This window comes from Listeria cornellensis FSL F6-0969 (genome assembly GCF_000525855.1).
Taxonomy (GTDB): domain Bacteria; phylum Bacillota; class Bacilli; order Lactobacillales; family Listeriaceae; genus Listeria_A; species Listeria_A cornellensis.
Genome location: NZ_AODE01000034.1, coordinates 1 through 14010, shown reverse-complemented (window position 1 = coordinate 14010; position 14010 = coordinate 1). Strand labels below are relative to the sequence as shown.

Genomic DNA, 14010 nt, shown 5'->3' with positions numbered 1-14010 from the left:
AAATGGCTAATGTATTATTTATCAAAGCAAACGGTTTACCAGCGGAACGTTCCGTAAGTGTGAAATTATACGAAGAATTCTTGAAAAACTATAAAGCAAGCAATGCAGGCGACACAATCACAGAACTTGATTTGTTCCAAGCAGATCTTCCTTATTATGACGCAACTATGATGAGTGGCCTTTTCAAAGAATCCACAGGTGAAACATTAACAGAAGACGAAGCTCGCCTAGCAAAAGTTGCCAACAGCTACCTAGAACAATTTTTAGCAGCAGACAAAGTTGTGATGGCATTCCCATTGTGGAACTTCAGCATCCCAGCACAATTCCTAACGTACCTCTTCTACTTAAACCAAGCTGGCAAAACATTCAAATACACAGCACAAGGTCCAGTTGGTCTCGTAACAGACAAAGAAGTCGTATTACTAAACGCACGTGGCGGCGTATACTCAGACGGTCCAATGGCAAACTGGGAAATGTCCCTTAACTACGTGAAAAATATCTTGACTCACTTCGGTATCACGAATCCACAAACCGTTGTTGTAGAAGGTCACAATGCAGCACCAGACCAAGCGCAAGATTTAATCGCAGCAGGTGTTAAAGAAGCTGGCGAATTAGCAACTAAGTTTTAATTTAAATCAGACTAGGACAAAACTCCAACAAGATAAAATCGCTTTTCCTTTTATTTGGGTAAGACGATAATAATGCTTTACACAAATCGAGCGAAAGCGTTTGTATTCAGGGGATTTGGTGGAAGCCGGAAGCGGAGCATACTTGTGTATGTGAGAACCGGAAGTCCACCAAATCCCCTGAATGCGAACGCTTGTCGCCGATTTATTTGGGTCATGTCCAAGACTCATTTTTTTATGATATATCCTTCAAAGCCTCCGACTCCACACGTTTCATAAAATCACCCACAACTTTATCATTATTCTTAGATCCACCGAGCTTCATCAATGTTTTCCCTAAAAAATTAACCCCTTGATTCGAGCCGTAATAAATAAAACGTGTCGTGTTCTCATCGATTTTTTCAAGCGTGATAGACGTTTCGATTTTGAAAGCCTTTGCCAACACAAACCCACTCGTATTATGTTTGCGTTCCGGCGTATTCTCGTGCTCCAAATCCTCGACAATATACGTCTCCACCCGCTTACCTTCCTGATATTTCTGCCGATACGTCGAGCCCACAATACCTTCCTTCATCTCAATCACTTCATTTTCCACTACTTGAGGCATCACTCGTTGCATATTTTCAAGCGCAAATAAATTCCAGATCACTTCAATATTCGCCTTAATCTCCATTTCTTCATGCCACGTCACCATCTGTCATTCCTCCATTTCCAAAAATCCGTCAATTTCGCTAATAATCGCTTCCGTATCCACAATCTGCTGACGCAAAGCCACCTTTTTCTCCTTCAAAATTTCCTCCAACTCATCCAGTGACCGATCATGCACCACCATCAACATTTCCTGAATCGAAAAATCGAATCGGCGTAAATAAACGAGCAATCTCGCCACCAAAAACGAGTTATTATCATAGTAACTATACTTATTTCGAGGTTCTACAAATACAGGCGTTAGCAACTCTATCTGCGCATAATATCGCAAAGTTTCTTTCGTAAGTCCAGTCATTTCTGCAAATTCCCCAATTCGATACATGTTTTCCCCCTCCTCATCCCCCAGTATAAACCATGTAGCGCACCACCGTGTCAATAACGAACTTTCGTGAAAAAAATTTCATACTATTTCCACATTACCTACCACACCTAACGTAAAATAGGTTATACTAGAAGAGAGCCTAATATTATTGTAAGGATGGTGAGACATAATGTCGCGAGAATATACAGAAGACGACCTTGTATACGGCGAATCTTGGGGACTTGTACATCGCGGCTTTCTAGCGGACAGCGAGATTGAACGAATGAAAGCGCTACGAGATAAAGTGATGGACAAGCATGGAAAAGCCGGAACAACTTTGAAACCAATTGGTAGAGTTATCATTGATGGCGAATGGTACGACGCTAGGCTAAAAGACGGCTATTTAGACATAGGAACCCCTATCGTCGTTGTTGGCATTGATATTGGCTATGTTTTAGTAAATGAAGACCTAAAAAGAGAGGAAGATAATTCATGATTGGACCAATTATTATCGCAGTTTTAGTACTTGTAGTTTTGATTATATTTTTCACACTAGTACCAGTAGGCCTATGGATCAGCGCCATTTCCGCGCAAGTTCGCGTAGGGTTGGGAACACTTGTCGGCATGCGTTTACGTCGCGTAACGCCTTCCCGCGTTGTCAAACCACTGATTAAAGCCGTAAAAGCTGGACTTGACCTAGAAGTAAACCAACTGGAAAGCCATTACTTAGCTGGTGGTGATGTGGATAAAACGGTCGATGCTTTGATTGCCGCGCACCGTGCCAACATTCAACTTGATTTCAGCCGTGCCGCAGCGATTGACCTTGCAGGACGTGACGTTTTAGAAGCCGTTCAAACTTCTGTTACACCAAAAGTTATCCGCACACCTGAATTTACTGGTGTTGCTCAAAATGGTGTCGAAGTAAAAGTTATCACACAAATTACCGTGCAATCCAATATTGACCGTATCGTCGGTGGTGCCGGTGAAGATACCGTTATCGCCCGTGTCGGTGAAGCCGTAGTCTCCACAGTCGGTGAAACGCGCGAGCATACCGATGTACTCGAAAACCCAAACAGCATCTCGAAAAAAGTACAAGAACAAGGTCTGGGCGATGGCACAGCCTACACGATTCTATCCATTGATATCGCCGAAATGCGTATTGGCGATAACATCAAAGCCAAACTAGACATCGAAAAAGCCAACGCAGATATGGAAGTTGCGCAAGCCGCAGCATCAAAACGTAAAGCAGAAGCGATTGCACTAGAACAAGAAAACCGCGCAGTCGTAGTTGCTGCCGAAGCCGAAGTTCCAAGAGCCCTTGCAAAAGCGCTTGAAAAAGGAAACCTTGGCGCAATGGATATTTACCGGATGGATAATGTTCAAGCGGATACGACAATGCGCGAGGCTATTGCTAAAGAAGATAAATAAGTTTGGTAAGCATCGTCGTTGGTTAGCGGATAGGATACTCTCTTCGTTCCTATCCATATTGATGCTGTAACTCATTTTATTCGAACAGCCTCAACAATGCGCGAGGCTATTGCTAAAGAAGACAAATAAGTTTGGTGCACATTGTCGTTATTAGCGGATAGGATACTCTCTTCGCTCCTATCCATATTGATGCTGTAACTCATTTTATTCGAACAGCCTCAACAATGAGGGAAGCTATTGCTAAAGAAGACAAATAAGTTTCGTGCACATTGTCGCTGGTTAGCGGATAGAATATTCTCTTCACTCATATTAATGCTGTAACTCAGAAAGAAGGTGTAACGAAAATGGATAGTATTTTTGCAAATATTGGCGATTGGTTTGGCACCGCCGTTGTTATCATCGGGATTCTGTTCGGCCTCATCAGCTATTTCAAGAAGGCTGAGAGCGAGAAGGAGGACGAGGAGAAATCCAACCTTCCAAAAGTTCCGAAACAACGTCCCCAAAATCACTCCCAATCTAAAAAAACACCTACTAAAAAACCGCAACAATCAGGATACAAAGACACTGTCATTAAAGATGCCATCACGAATGCCGATACAAACGTGACGCGCATGCACCATCACCATACCGTTACCAAAAAACGGGTTCGCGGTAAAATGCAGGAAGCTATTATCATGAAAGAAATTCTAGATAAACCTGTTTCTCTAAGACAGGAAAAATAAGGACTGACCAGTAAACGTCGCGTTTCGCAGCGCATTTACTGGTTTTTCTTTTGCCCTAAAAAAGAACTCTTGAACTAAATCAAGAGTCCCATCCATTATTATCTGTGTTTCTCATGCCCGAAATGATCTACATCACGCATAGCGCCGAAATCCGGATATCCGCCACGTGAAAATCTGGGGTCACAGTGATAACCTCGATGTCCATGTCCGCCGCCGTGTGGTCTGCCACCGCCAAAACCTGGGAAGCCGCCTCTACCTTGCATCCGTGGATCTTCAAAAGCTTCATCACCGCCGATATCACCCAACTCTTTGTCAAGTTCATCTGTGATACGATGCATATAGTCATGCAAATTAGCCTTTTCTTCATCATTCAATACATCGAAAATCTTGTTATAATCGGTTTGGTTGTCCTTGCTTTGCTCTGCTGCCTCAGCGCCAGCCTCCGTCAGCTTCACATTCATCACACGACGATCTGCTTCTGATGGTTCACGTGTAATGTATTCGCTTTTTTCCAGTTTCGCCAATAACTCGCCCAATGATTGATTGCGCATATCAAGAAGATACGCCAATTCTTTCTGCGTAATCTCTGGTTTCATTTTCAAAATAGACAAAACGCGGCCTTGACCTCTGTATGGGTTGCCAAATGGTCCTGCACTTCTTAAATTATGGATTTGGTAATGGTGCAACATCCGGTTAAATTGGATAAACTGTTTCATCAAATTGTTTTCTGTTTCGCTCATTTGTAATTCCTCCGTTTGCTTGTTTTTTCGTCATAAAGCATAATAAAAAGGTACCTTTGTTTTATATTATAAAGGCACCTTTCTATTTTGTCAAGCTGATTTAATTGGTTACTTTAATGAGCACTGTATCCTTTTTAGAGACGTCCAATGTTCGAGCTGTGATGGTAGCTGTACCAACTGTTTTACCGGTTATCTTACCTTTTGCATCTACTGTCGCTATTTTTGCATTTGAGGTCGTCCAAGCGATTCCTTTATTTGATGCATTGGCTGGTGTGATGGTTGCGCTCATCTGGAAGAAAGCATTCTTTTTGAGATAGATCCCGCTGCGATTGAGTGCGATTGCGGACACTGGATAAGCTGGGCCAATCGTGACAGACATCGCGGTTCCTGGTTTCGAATTAACTTTAAATGAAAAATTCGGATAGGCTCCGTTGCTGAGACGATTCGATGGATTTGTGCGATTCGTCAAATAGATTTGTTGCGCTTTTCCTCGAGATCCCGTGCCGACATAGTAGAAAGCGTCAGACATTGCTGTGCTACCGCCGTTCAGTTGAGAGTAGCCGGCAATACCTTGATTTGCCTCTTTTAAGGTGACGAGTTGCTTGCCGACTGTTTGATTGCTACCATAATTCGTGTTCACATGATAAATCGCGATGCCGCCTTTGTACACTTTTCCAATCAGCGAGCGATCAAAGCCGATAAATTGCCGATTCTCAATTAAAAAATATTCTTTTGGTGAGCTCGTATTCACACGCAAAATTGTCGTACCTGTGTAAACCGTCTGGACGGAAGATGTTGTCGTGCTCACGACTCGCGGTGTCACAGCACCAATTTTGACTTTGGAATAGGCGTCTAAAAGTACCGGTGTTTGACCTGGATAGCTATCGCCAGGCTGGATTCCCCAAGCGCCTTTTGCCATCAAACTGTAGGTGCCAAGCCCGCTTCCTGAGCCACTCGTGTTATAGAGATCCGACAAGCCTAAATCATGACCCAATTCATGCGCGATAACGCCAATTGTTGCCATATGCGTGCCGTGCATCTCGCCGAACTGTGTGTACGTGAAGAACGTTTTTCCATCCAATTTCGGCGTCATATTCGCGTTCATGCCCCACATATGTCCCCAAACTGAGAGCGTCGTATTCGTATAGGCTCGCTCCTGCCCAGCAATAATCGTCATCACATGGAGTTCCCCAGCATCGATGCGACCATTTCTATTTGTATCGTATTGCGCAAAATTAACAAAGCCATTCGCTGCAATCAACGCATCCCGAACAATATATTGGTTGCGTGTATCAATCGCCGTGCCAGTCCGAGGATGATTGCGGTTCAGTTTCACACGAACCACGCCATTATTTACTGTCCCCGATGTTTCGCTTGCAGGAACGAGATTTATTTTGGCATTCGTCGCTTGTGCATAATAAAGTCTTACCGATTTACTCGTCGTGCTAAAAACCTTCTGATTCCAACTTGCTTCGCTCTGCTTGATTGCCACGTCTTTGAAACTCACTAAAATAACTAGTACGCGGTTCGTCGTTGGCATAGCGCTCACTTTAGGAATCGCCGTCGTTGGTGCCTGCGCTGGTAGAGATGATGCGCTCGGATATTTACTTACCGTAACGGGGGTCGTTTTTTGATTTGCTGCCTGTAAGGAATCTGCGGAACTTGCTTGTGCTATCGTTGCGGTACATATCGATAGAACCATCATGACTATCAGCGCCATCCATTTTAGAATAGGCCGCATGATTTGTTCCTCCTTTAATTTCGGCAAAATTCACCGCTTCTTGATTGGTAATTAATACCCGTATTTAAAAAAGGTTAAACGATGCGCATAGGTGAGCAATCAAAAAAGCCTTCCGAATTTGGAAGGCTCCCACGCTTAGTATCGACTCAATTCCGTCCGTGGCGATTGAATAATCACCGGTTTCTTCTTCGGATCAAGCCATTTCAGAATTTTGACAACATTCGCTTGGCTTGTTCCCGTGCAACCCATCGTGTAGCTACTTGACACGTGGAAAAAGATTGCAGAGCCCCAGCCTGGTTTTCTCAGTGGATTATAGTTAATCACGAATGCATAATTATACGCGGATTGATACAATTTTTCCGCGGATTTCCAGCGATTGTTGACCGGCAGAACTTGCCACGAATTGTAGAGCTTCGATTTCACATCATCTACCCAAACATCGCGCGTACTCGTTTTGCGGTAAGGCATCTTCGTCCCCGGATTAGCATAGCGACCAAATGCCGTGCCTAGCGTGAACTTCCCGCGCGGACTTTGAACGACCGTTTCCCGCATCGTCGTCGCAAAACCATCCCGGCCGATAAAGCCGTACATCAACGCCTTGCGCTGCCAAATACCCTTGCTATCCCGCTCAAACGTCTGAATCGTCGCCTTGTTGGACTTATAACCTGGCGTCGTCACCAAAATCAGTTGCTTATTGGCCCCAACTGTTTTTAAAACGCTGCGCATCATTCGTCGCCGCATCCGCCTTGCCCCCAACTGCAAAAACAATCCCAAACGCTAGAAAAACAACAGCCAAACTCCAAAATATTTTTTTCACAACAAAATCCCCCTAACTATCTTTATAAGGTTCCACATTTCCCAGTTTTCAAACATTTCCCTACATAAATAGGCTAGGAAAAGCAATTCTCAACACGTGATGCTTTCTCTAACCTTTTTTCATTTCTAGCGTATTCTTTTACTTTAAATCCACCTCCCGTCAGCATTTCTGTAGCAAAATCAGTGCCGCAATATCTCAGGTTAGTTCTGCCAAAATCAGCTTCACTTCCTCCTCCACTGTCATATCTCCTGTAACCCGCAAGACAGGACATTTAAGACTTTGAAACCAGGTCTCATGCAATTTCTTGCTTCTCACATCCACATCCCCGTCCTCATATCTTGATGCCCATGCAACAAATTCTAAATGCTCCTGATATCTGCTTCCTCCAGGCAAAATCGCCTCACCATACCGCGCCCGTTCCCGAATCAGCAAACGCTCCAATCGCGCATCCCGCGGAACCTCCAAAAACACAACCACATCAAAAAGCGGCTCCAGCGGCGTTCCCCAATTAGAAAGAGCTCCCGACAACACCCAATCCTCACGTGCCACAAAATCCCGCTCCATCATCGCTAATCGCGTCTCAATCTCCCTTTTGACAGAAAACTTTTCCTCCCAATAATAATCATCCGTATCAAAAAAAGCCAGCCCAAGCCTATCAGCCAGCGCCCTACCAAGTGTTGAAGTCCCAGCTCCCGACGCCCCATCACATGAATTCTAACCATCCACTATTTCCTCCTCATGAAAGTAATCTCCTCACCATGATATCACAAAAAAGCACCACCAGCCGAAGCCAATAGCACTTCTTTCAGCGTGCCGACACATGCTCATTTTCGTCGTTAAAAGCTCCGTTCCAGTGCTCACGTACTCTAGTACGCTCCGCCCTGGTACTCGCTTTTGCCTAGAAACTAAGCATGTGTCGGCACGCTGAGGTTCGGTGAAATATCATGTAAAGCGGTTTTTCCTGATTCTAAAAATTCTTACTCTCTAATCTCTTCACGCCAAGCATCGAAAACACCGCTACACCTCAGGCGGACGACAAATGCTTAGATGCTAGGCAAAGCCGAGCAACGGAGCGGAATGTACGACTTGTACATGAGCGCACAGCTTTAACGACGCAGCTGAGCGTTTGTCGTCCGCCTGAGAGACCTAGACGGCTTGGTCGTTTGAGAATTGACTATTATAAAGATCCGCATAGAAGCCATTTTCAGCAAGCAGTTCTTTATGCGTTCCCTGCTCAATCACATTCCCGTGATTCATAACAAGAATCAGATCCGCATCACGAATTGTCGATAATCTATGCGCAATCACAAAGCTCGTCCGGCCTTCCATCAAATTCCCCATCGCTAGCTGGATGTTAAGTTCTGTCCGCGTATCCACGCTCGACGTCGCCTCATCCAAAATCAAAATGCTCGGATCAGAAAGAATCGCGCGCGCAATCGTCAATAATTGTTTTTGCCCTTGCGAAATGTTTGAGCCTTCTTCATTCAGAATCGTGTCATAACCATCTGGCAAACGTCTGATAAACTCATCCGCATAAGCCGCTTCTGCCGCCGCGATAACTTCTTCCGTCGTCGCGTCATCTCGACCATACGCGATATTTTCAGCAATTGTACCGTTGAATAACCACGTATCCTGAAGTACCATCCCGAATTTATCACGTACATCGTTTTTCGTCATATCACGCGTATCAACACCGCCAAGACGAATGCCGCCGCCTTCCACATCGTAAAAACGCATCAGCAAGTTGATAATTGTAGTTTTACCAGCACCAGTCGGACCAACAATTGCCACCATCTGGCCTTCTTTGACATCAATATTCAAATCGTGCATCAGCGGTTTATCTGGCGTATAACCAAATTTCACGTGATCAAAAACAATCCGATCCGACTCTCCCGCACGGTGTTCTACATTTTCAGGGATAATATCCTCTTCTTCTTTTTCATCCAACACTTCAAAAATACGTTCTGCCGAAGCCATCGTGGATTGAATGACATTCGAGATATTCGCCACACTTGAAATCGGTTGGGAGAACAGTTGCACATATTGCGTAAACGCTTGGATATTACCAACTGTTAGCGTACCATTCGTTACAAAAATACCACCACCAACACAGACCGCCACGTAACCAAGATTACCGACAAATTGCATTAACGGCATCATGATACCCGAGATGAATTGCGCTTTTTTCGCAGCGACGTAGTAATCGTTATTCACCACATCGAATTTCCCAAGCGTCTTCTTCTCTTGTCCAAATGCCTTCACAACCGTGTGTCCGCCAAATGTCTCTTCCACATGATCGTTTAGCACACCCAGGTTTTTCTGTTGCGCGCCGAAATACTTTTGCGAACGGCTTGCAACGATGGCTACGAGTAACACACTAAGCGGAACCGTCGCGACAACAATGAGCGTCATCTGCCAACTAATCGTAAGCATCATAATCAGAACGCCAACAATTTGTACAACCGCCGTAATCGCTTGTGTCAATGCCTGTTGCAACGTATTCGCGATATTATCCATGTCATTCACAGAACGACTTAAAATATCACCATTCGAACGCGTATCAAAATAGCGTAGCGGTAAACGACCCAGTTTGGCCTTCAATTCCTTACGCATATCATACACCGTACGTTGCGCCACACTCGACATCACATATTGTTGTAGGAAGCTAAAGAGCGAGCTACCTAAGTAAAGCATCAATACGATAAACAATATATCAAAAATCTTATCATAATTAATTCCAGCCGGCGTCATCACACCAGCGAATATTTCCGTCGTTGCCTTCCCAAGTTCTTTCGGGCTGATAACGTTGAAAATTGTCGACAATATCGCGAGTAAGAGCACTACAATGAGTGAGATAGCACGCGGTTTCATATATCCTAATAGGCGAAATAAGGACTTTTTAAATTCCTTAGGCTTGGCTGCTGGCATCACGGTTCTTCCGCCACCTGGGCCGCCGCCATGTCCACCTGATCCTGGTCCTGGACTCATGCTATCTCCTCCTCTGACAATTGTGATCTCATAATTTCTTGGTAAATCGTGTTCGATTCTTTCAACTCTTCATGTGTCCCAATTCCAGCGACTTTACCTTCGTTGACCACAATAATTTGGTCCGAATCAACAACCGACGTAATCCGTTGCGCCACAATAATCGTGATTGACTCACGCGTTTCCGGTTTTAAGGCCGCACGCAACAACGAATCCGTTTTAAAATCGAGCGCTGAAAAACTATCATCGAAAATATAAATTTGCGGTTTCCGAATCAACGCACGCGCAATCGCCAAACGTTGCTTTTGACCACCCGAGAAGTTATTTCCGCCTTGTTCGACACGACTGTTTAAGCCATCCTCCAATTTCGAAACAAAATCTTCCGCTTGAGCCGTTCGTAATCCCGCCCAAAGCTCTTCCTCCGTCGCTGTTTCATTACCATAGCGCATATTTTCCTCAATATCACCAGTAAACAACATCGCTTTTTGAGGAACTAAACCGACCTTCATCCGCAAATCTTCCTGCGTCATTTCTTTCACATCAAGGCCATTCACGCGAACAGACCCTTCCGCCACATCATAAAAACGCGGAATCATATTGATAATCGTTGACTTCCCAGCCCCCGTACTACCAATAATCGCGATTGTCTCGCCAGCTTTCGCCTTAAAGGAAATCCCCTCAATGACTGGTTTTTCAGCACCTGCATAGCGGAAAGAAACGTTATCAAATTCCAACGAAACAGGAGCCATCGCGTTTTTTGCATCTTGTGGGTCATGAATTTCCGTGTCCATTTCCAGCACTTCATTGATACGCTCTGCCGAAGCCGCCGCACGGGGAATCATAATAAATACCGCAGAAACCATCATAAACGCGATCATAATTTGCGTCGCATACTGAATAAATGCCATCAAATCCCCGACTTGCATACTGCCGTCACCGACAAATTTCGCACCAATCCAAATAATCGCGATAGTCGTCAAGTTCATAATCAGCATCATCATCGGACTCATCAAGGAAAGCAGTCTATTCACACCAACCGCCGTTTTCGCATAATCCTCATTGGAAACATCGAATTTCTTCAACTCATCATCGCCGCGGTTAAACGCACGAATCACTCGAATCCCCGTCAAACCTTCGCGAATGACCTGGTTCAGTTTGTCCATTTTCTTTTGCAGTGATTTAAACATCGGCATCGCTTTTCCACCGATAAGCACGACCAATACGAGTAAAATCGGTAATACGACCACAAAAATAAGCGACAGTTTGGCATCTTTACCAACTGCCATGATTACACCACCAATCAACATAATTGGCGCCATTACCATCATTCGTAACATCATGTACAACACATTTTGAATTTGCACCACGTCATTCGTCGAGCGCGTAATCAAAGATGCTGTCCCCACTTTGTCAAATTCCTGCAACGAAAAATTCTCTACCCGACCAAAAATATTATCCCGCAAATCGCGTCCAAATCCCATCGAAATTTTGGATGCATAGTACACGATAATAACGGAAAGCCCTCCTGAAAGCGCAGAAATACCTAACATCTGTAATCCGACTTTCCATATGTAGGCCGTGTCACCCTTCGCAACACCTTTGTCAATAATGTTTGCCATCAATGTCGGCAAATACAACTGACCAAGTACTTGCAGAAATGTTAGTACTAAAACTAGTACGATGCCCCATTTATAGGCACCCATTCGCTTCATTAATCTCATCATAATATTGTTTATACCTCCTCGTTCTCAGCTTTTTTGTTGAGATACTCTGTTAGTTTATCCAGTAGTGAAATCAATCTCTCCATTTCTTCTTTACCCAAAAACAAGGTCATATCCTCAAAATTCTTGTGAAAAGTTGAAATAATTTCTTCTACTACCTTCTTGCCCTGTTCCGTAAGCTGAATATATGCGGCTCGTTTGTCCACTGGATCCTGGCTTCGGATGATTAGCTTCTTCTCCTCTAACGCATTGATTTGTTGCGTCACACTCGGTTTTGATACCCTGAGAATCGCGGTTGCATCCGATACTTTCATGCCTTGTTCATGATCTGCATGTCGTAACCCTTGGTGTAACATAAACAAGAATCGTGTTTCGGACCGTTTTAAACCAGCAACCTTAAAATTTTGCAGTTCAGCCCGCTTAAAGTTCATAAAAGCTTTTACAACGGATTGGCCTAAATCTTCCTCCGAATTGTACACTCTCTTGCATCCCCTTTTTATTTAGTTTACTTAACTAAGTATATTACTCTTATATAGAAAGTCAAGCATAAACCATCACAAAAAAAACTCCCAGCAATGAAGCTAGGAGCCACTCTTCGTTCGATATATTAATACGCCGTCCAACCACCATCGGCCGTCACAACTGTACCATTTACAAAGCTAGAATCATCCGATGCTAAGAATAACGCGACTTTTGCTATTTCTGAAGCTTGACCAACACGTGGATTCGTTCCCATACCAATCGTTGCCCGAGCTTGACCAAATGGATCTGGCGCATTGAGTGTTGTCCCGATATTCGTCTCAACCGCACCTGGCGCAATCGCATTACAACGAATATTCTTCGTTGCGTATTGGAAGCCTACATTTTTTGTGAAGCCTACAACCGCATGTTTCGAAGCTGTGTAAGCTGCACCAGCACGTGAGCCAAATAAACCGCCCGCTGAAGCAATATTCACAATCACACCACTTTCTTTCGGTTCAAAAATCGACAATGCTTTTCTCGTAGCGCGCATCACACCTGTTGTATTAATCGCAAAAACGCGATCCCACAGCTCATCCGTCATTTCCCCAGCTGGAACAAAATTATCCATGATTCCCGCATTATTTACGAGTATATCGAGCGTGCCATAAGACTCGACCGCTTTATCAATCATCGCCTGCACGTCGTCTTCCTTCATTACATTAGCAACAACCGCCAAAGCTTCCCCATTGATAGCTTTGATTTCCGTCACCGTTTCCTCAGCAGCTTCTAATTGAATATCTGCAACGACTACTTTCGCACCCTCTTTTGCATAAAGTAAAGCAATTTGACGTCCCATTCCTGATGCTGCACCAGTTACTACTGCTACTTTTCCAGCTAATTTACCCATGATTTATTCCTCCTCGAATTTAGATTGTGCTAGAGCCTTCCATGCGACCCCATACACTCAGTATAGCCCTTTATCGTTTAACTTCAATAGGTAATGAAAGCGGTTTTTGTTGCTTTGGCGACACTTTTGCGGTATATGTATACTAACGAAGAAAAAGGACGTGACAAAATGACTGACCGCCGCATCAGAAAAACGAAATTCGCTTTCGCCCAAGCTCTGCTAACACTTCTAGATGAAAAACCGTTCAAGAAAATCACCGTCACCGATATCGTCACAAGCGCCGACGTCAACCGCGGAACCTTCTACAAGCACTACCAAGAAAAAGAAGATTTGCTGGATGAAGTCATCGCCGACGTACTGGCTGATTTAGATGTTGCCTATCGAGAGCCTTATGAAAAAATGACGCCTTTCTCTGTTGAAAAAATGACACCAGCAATGGTCAAAATTTTCGATCATGTCTACACACAAAAACTATTCTACAAACAAGCTATCGATGATAAATTCCGACCAGGTTTTCAAAACCAACTATGCGACGCGATAAAACGCATTGCCCTTCGTGATTTTGCCAACGTTTTAAAAAATTCGAGTGCCAATCCGGAACTCCATGCAAGTTATCAAGCGCACGCCATTTTTGGATTAATTGTTTACTGGGCACAATCCGACTTTGAATACACACCTGCTTATATGTCCGAACAACTACTCCAAATCGTACATTCTGATACTTCCTTTACTACTTGAACTAATTTCATAACTCCTAAGCCTTGCGGCTCAAGAGATTTAAAGCAACAAAAAAGAGGAACCTCCCCATTTTTGATATAATGTTAGGTACGAGCCAAACAAAATCAAAAAGGA

15 protein-coding genes and 1 pseudogene are annotated in these 14010 nt (G+C 44.0%); 5 read left to right on the top strand and 11 right to left on the bottom strand.

The genetic code is table 11. The annotated features are described in order from the left end of the window. Nucleotides 1-2: 2 nt before the first annotated feature. A complete protein-coding gene (locus PCORN_RS13820; protein ID WP_036081745.1) occupies nt 3-629 on the top strand; it encodes an FMN-dependent NADH-azoreductase in 627 nt (208 codons plus the stop codon). 232 nt (nt 630-861) lie between these two features. On the opposite strand, the gene PCORN_RS13815 is transcribed toward PCORN_RS13820, so the two are convergent. Continuing rightward, nucleotides 862-1320, bottom strand: a complete 459-nt coding sequence (locus PCORN_RS13815; RefSeq protein ID WP_036081744.1) for a hypothetical protein — start codon at nt 1318-1320, stop codon at nt 862-864. 3 nt (nt 1321-1323) lie between these two features. After that, nucleotides 1324-1656 carry a MerR family transcriptional regulator gene (locus tag PCORN_RS13810; RefSeq protein WP_036081742.1) on the bottom strand — a complete coding sequence of 111 codons (333 nt, stop codon included), beginning with the start codon at nt 1654-1656 and terminating at the stop codon, nt 1324-1326. Nucleotides 1657-1825: 169 nt separating this feature from the next. Here PCORN_RS13810 and PCORN_RS13805 point away from each other — a divergent pair, with 169 nt between their 5' ends. The 3 genes from PCORN_RS13805 to PCORN_RS13795 all read left to right on the top strand — a co-directional run bounded on the left by PCORN_RS13805 (nt 1826) and on the right by PCORN_RS13795 (nt 3785). Further along, complete coding sequence (locus tag PCORN_RS13805) at nt 1826-2131, top strand: NfeD family protein (protein ID WP_036081740.1); 306 nt, start codon at nt 1826-1828, stop codon at nt 2129-2131. Continuing rightward, nucleotides 2128-3063, top strand: a complete 936-nt coding sequence (gene floA / locus PCORN_RS13800) for a flotillin-like protein FloA (protein ID WP_036059155.1) — start codon at nt 2128-2130, stop codon at nt 3061-3063. Before PCORN_RS13805 ends, floA begins: the two co-directional genes overlap by 4 nt. Nucleotides 3064-3407: 344 nt before the next feature. Next, nucleotides 3408-3785 carry a hypothetical protein gene (locus tag PCORN_RS13795; protein WP_036081737.1) on the top strand — a complete coding sequence of 126 codons (378 nt, stop codon included), beginning with the start codon at nt 3408-3410 and terminating at the stop codon, nt 3783-3785. Nucleotides 3786-3883: 98 nt separating this feature from the next. Here the strand turns inward: PCORN_RS13795 and PCORN_RS13790 are convergent, their stop codons facing one another. From PCORN_RS13790 to PCORN_RS13755, 9 genes and pseudogenes are all read right to left on the bottom strand, one after another. Beyond that, nucleotides 3884-4525 (bottom strand): MarR family winged helix-turn-helix transcriptional regulator, encoded by a 642-nt coding sequence (locus PCORN_RS13790; RefSeq protein WP_051999493.1) that lies wholly within the window; start codon nt 4523-4525, stop codon nt 3884-3886. A gap of 100 nt (nt 4526-4625) precedes the next feature. Next, on the bottom strand, nt 4626-6266 hold the full coding sequence (locus PCORN_RS17540; RefSeq protein WP_051999492.1) for a M6 family metalloprotease domain-containing protein: 1641 nt from the start codon (nt 6264-6266) through the stop codon (nt 4626-4628). A gap of 135 nt (nt 6267-6401) precedes the next feature. Beyond that, nucleotides 6402-7007, bottom strand: coding sequence for a L,D-transpeptidase family protein (locus PCORN_RS13780; protein WP_149024368.1), 606 nt, complete (start codon nt 7005-7007; stop codon nt 6402-6404). Next, nucleotides 6958-7083 carry a hypothetical protein gene (locus PCORN_RS20910; protein WP_277620205.1) on the bottom strand — a complete coding sequence of 42 codons (126 nt, stop codon included), beginning with the start codon at nt 7081-7083 and terminating at the stop codon, nt 6958-6960. Before PCORN_RS20910 ends, PCORN_RS13780 begins: the two co-directional genes overlap by 50 nt. 195 nt (nt 7084-7278) lie before the next feature. Next, nucleotides 7279-7785, bottom strand: a pseudogene (locus tag PCORN_RS13775) (shikimate kinase); the annotation flags it as partial. Nucleotides 7786-8229: 444 nt separating this feature from the next. Beyond that, nucleotides 8230-10071: an ABC transporter ATP-binding protein gene (locus tag PCORN_RS13770; protein ID WP_036081736.1), complete on the bottom strand. Its 1842-nt coding sequence runs from the start codon at nt 10069-10071 to the stop codon at nt 8230-8232. Beyond that, entirely contained in the window at nt 10068-11792 is a 1725-nt protein-coding gene (locus PCORN_RS13765; RefSeq protein ID WP_036081734.1) for an ABC transporter ATP-binding protein, read from the bottom strand. Before PCORN_RS13765 ends, PCORN_RS13770 begins: the two co-directional genes overlap by 4 nt. Before the next feature lie 8 nt (nt 11793-11800). Then, entirely contained in the window at nt 11801-12220 is a 420-nt protein-coding gene (locus PCORN_RS13760; RefSeq protein WP_420912042.1) for a MarR family winged helix-turn-helix transcriptional regulator, read from the bottom strand. 176 nt (nt 12221-12396) lie between these two features. Then, nucleotides 12397-13158, bottom strand: coding sequence for an SDR family oxidoreductase (locus PCORN_RS13755; RefSeq protein WP_036081730.1), 762 nt, complete (start codon nt 13156-13158; stop codon nt 12397-12399). A gap of 168 nt (nt 13159-13326) precedes the next feature. On the opposite strand from PCORN_RS13755, the gene PCORN_RS13750 reads away from it, so the two are divergent. Further along, nucleotides 13327-13896 (top strand): TetR/AcrR family transcriptional regulator, encoded by a 570-nt coding sequence (locus PCORN_RS13750; protein ID WP_036081792.1) that lies wholly within the window; start codon nt 13327-13329, stop codon nt 13894-13896. Nucleotides 13897-14010: the final 114 nt, after the last annotated feature.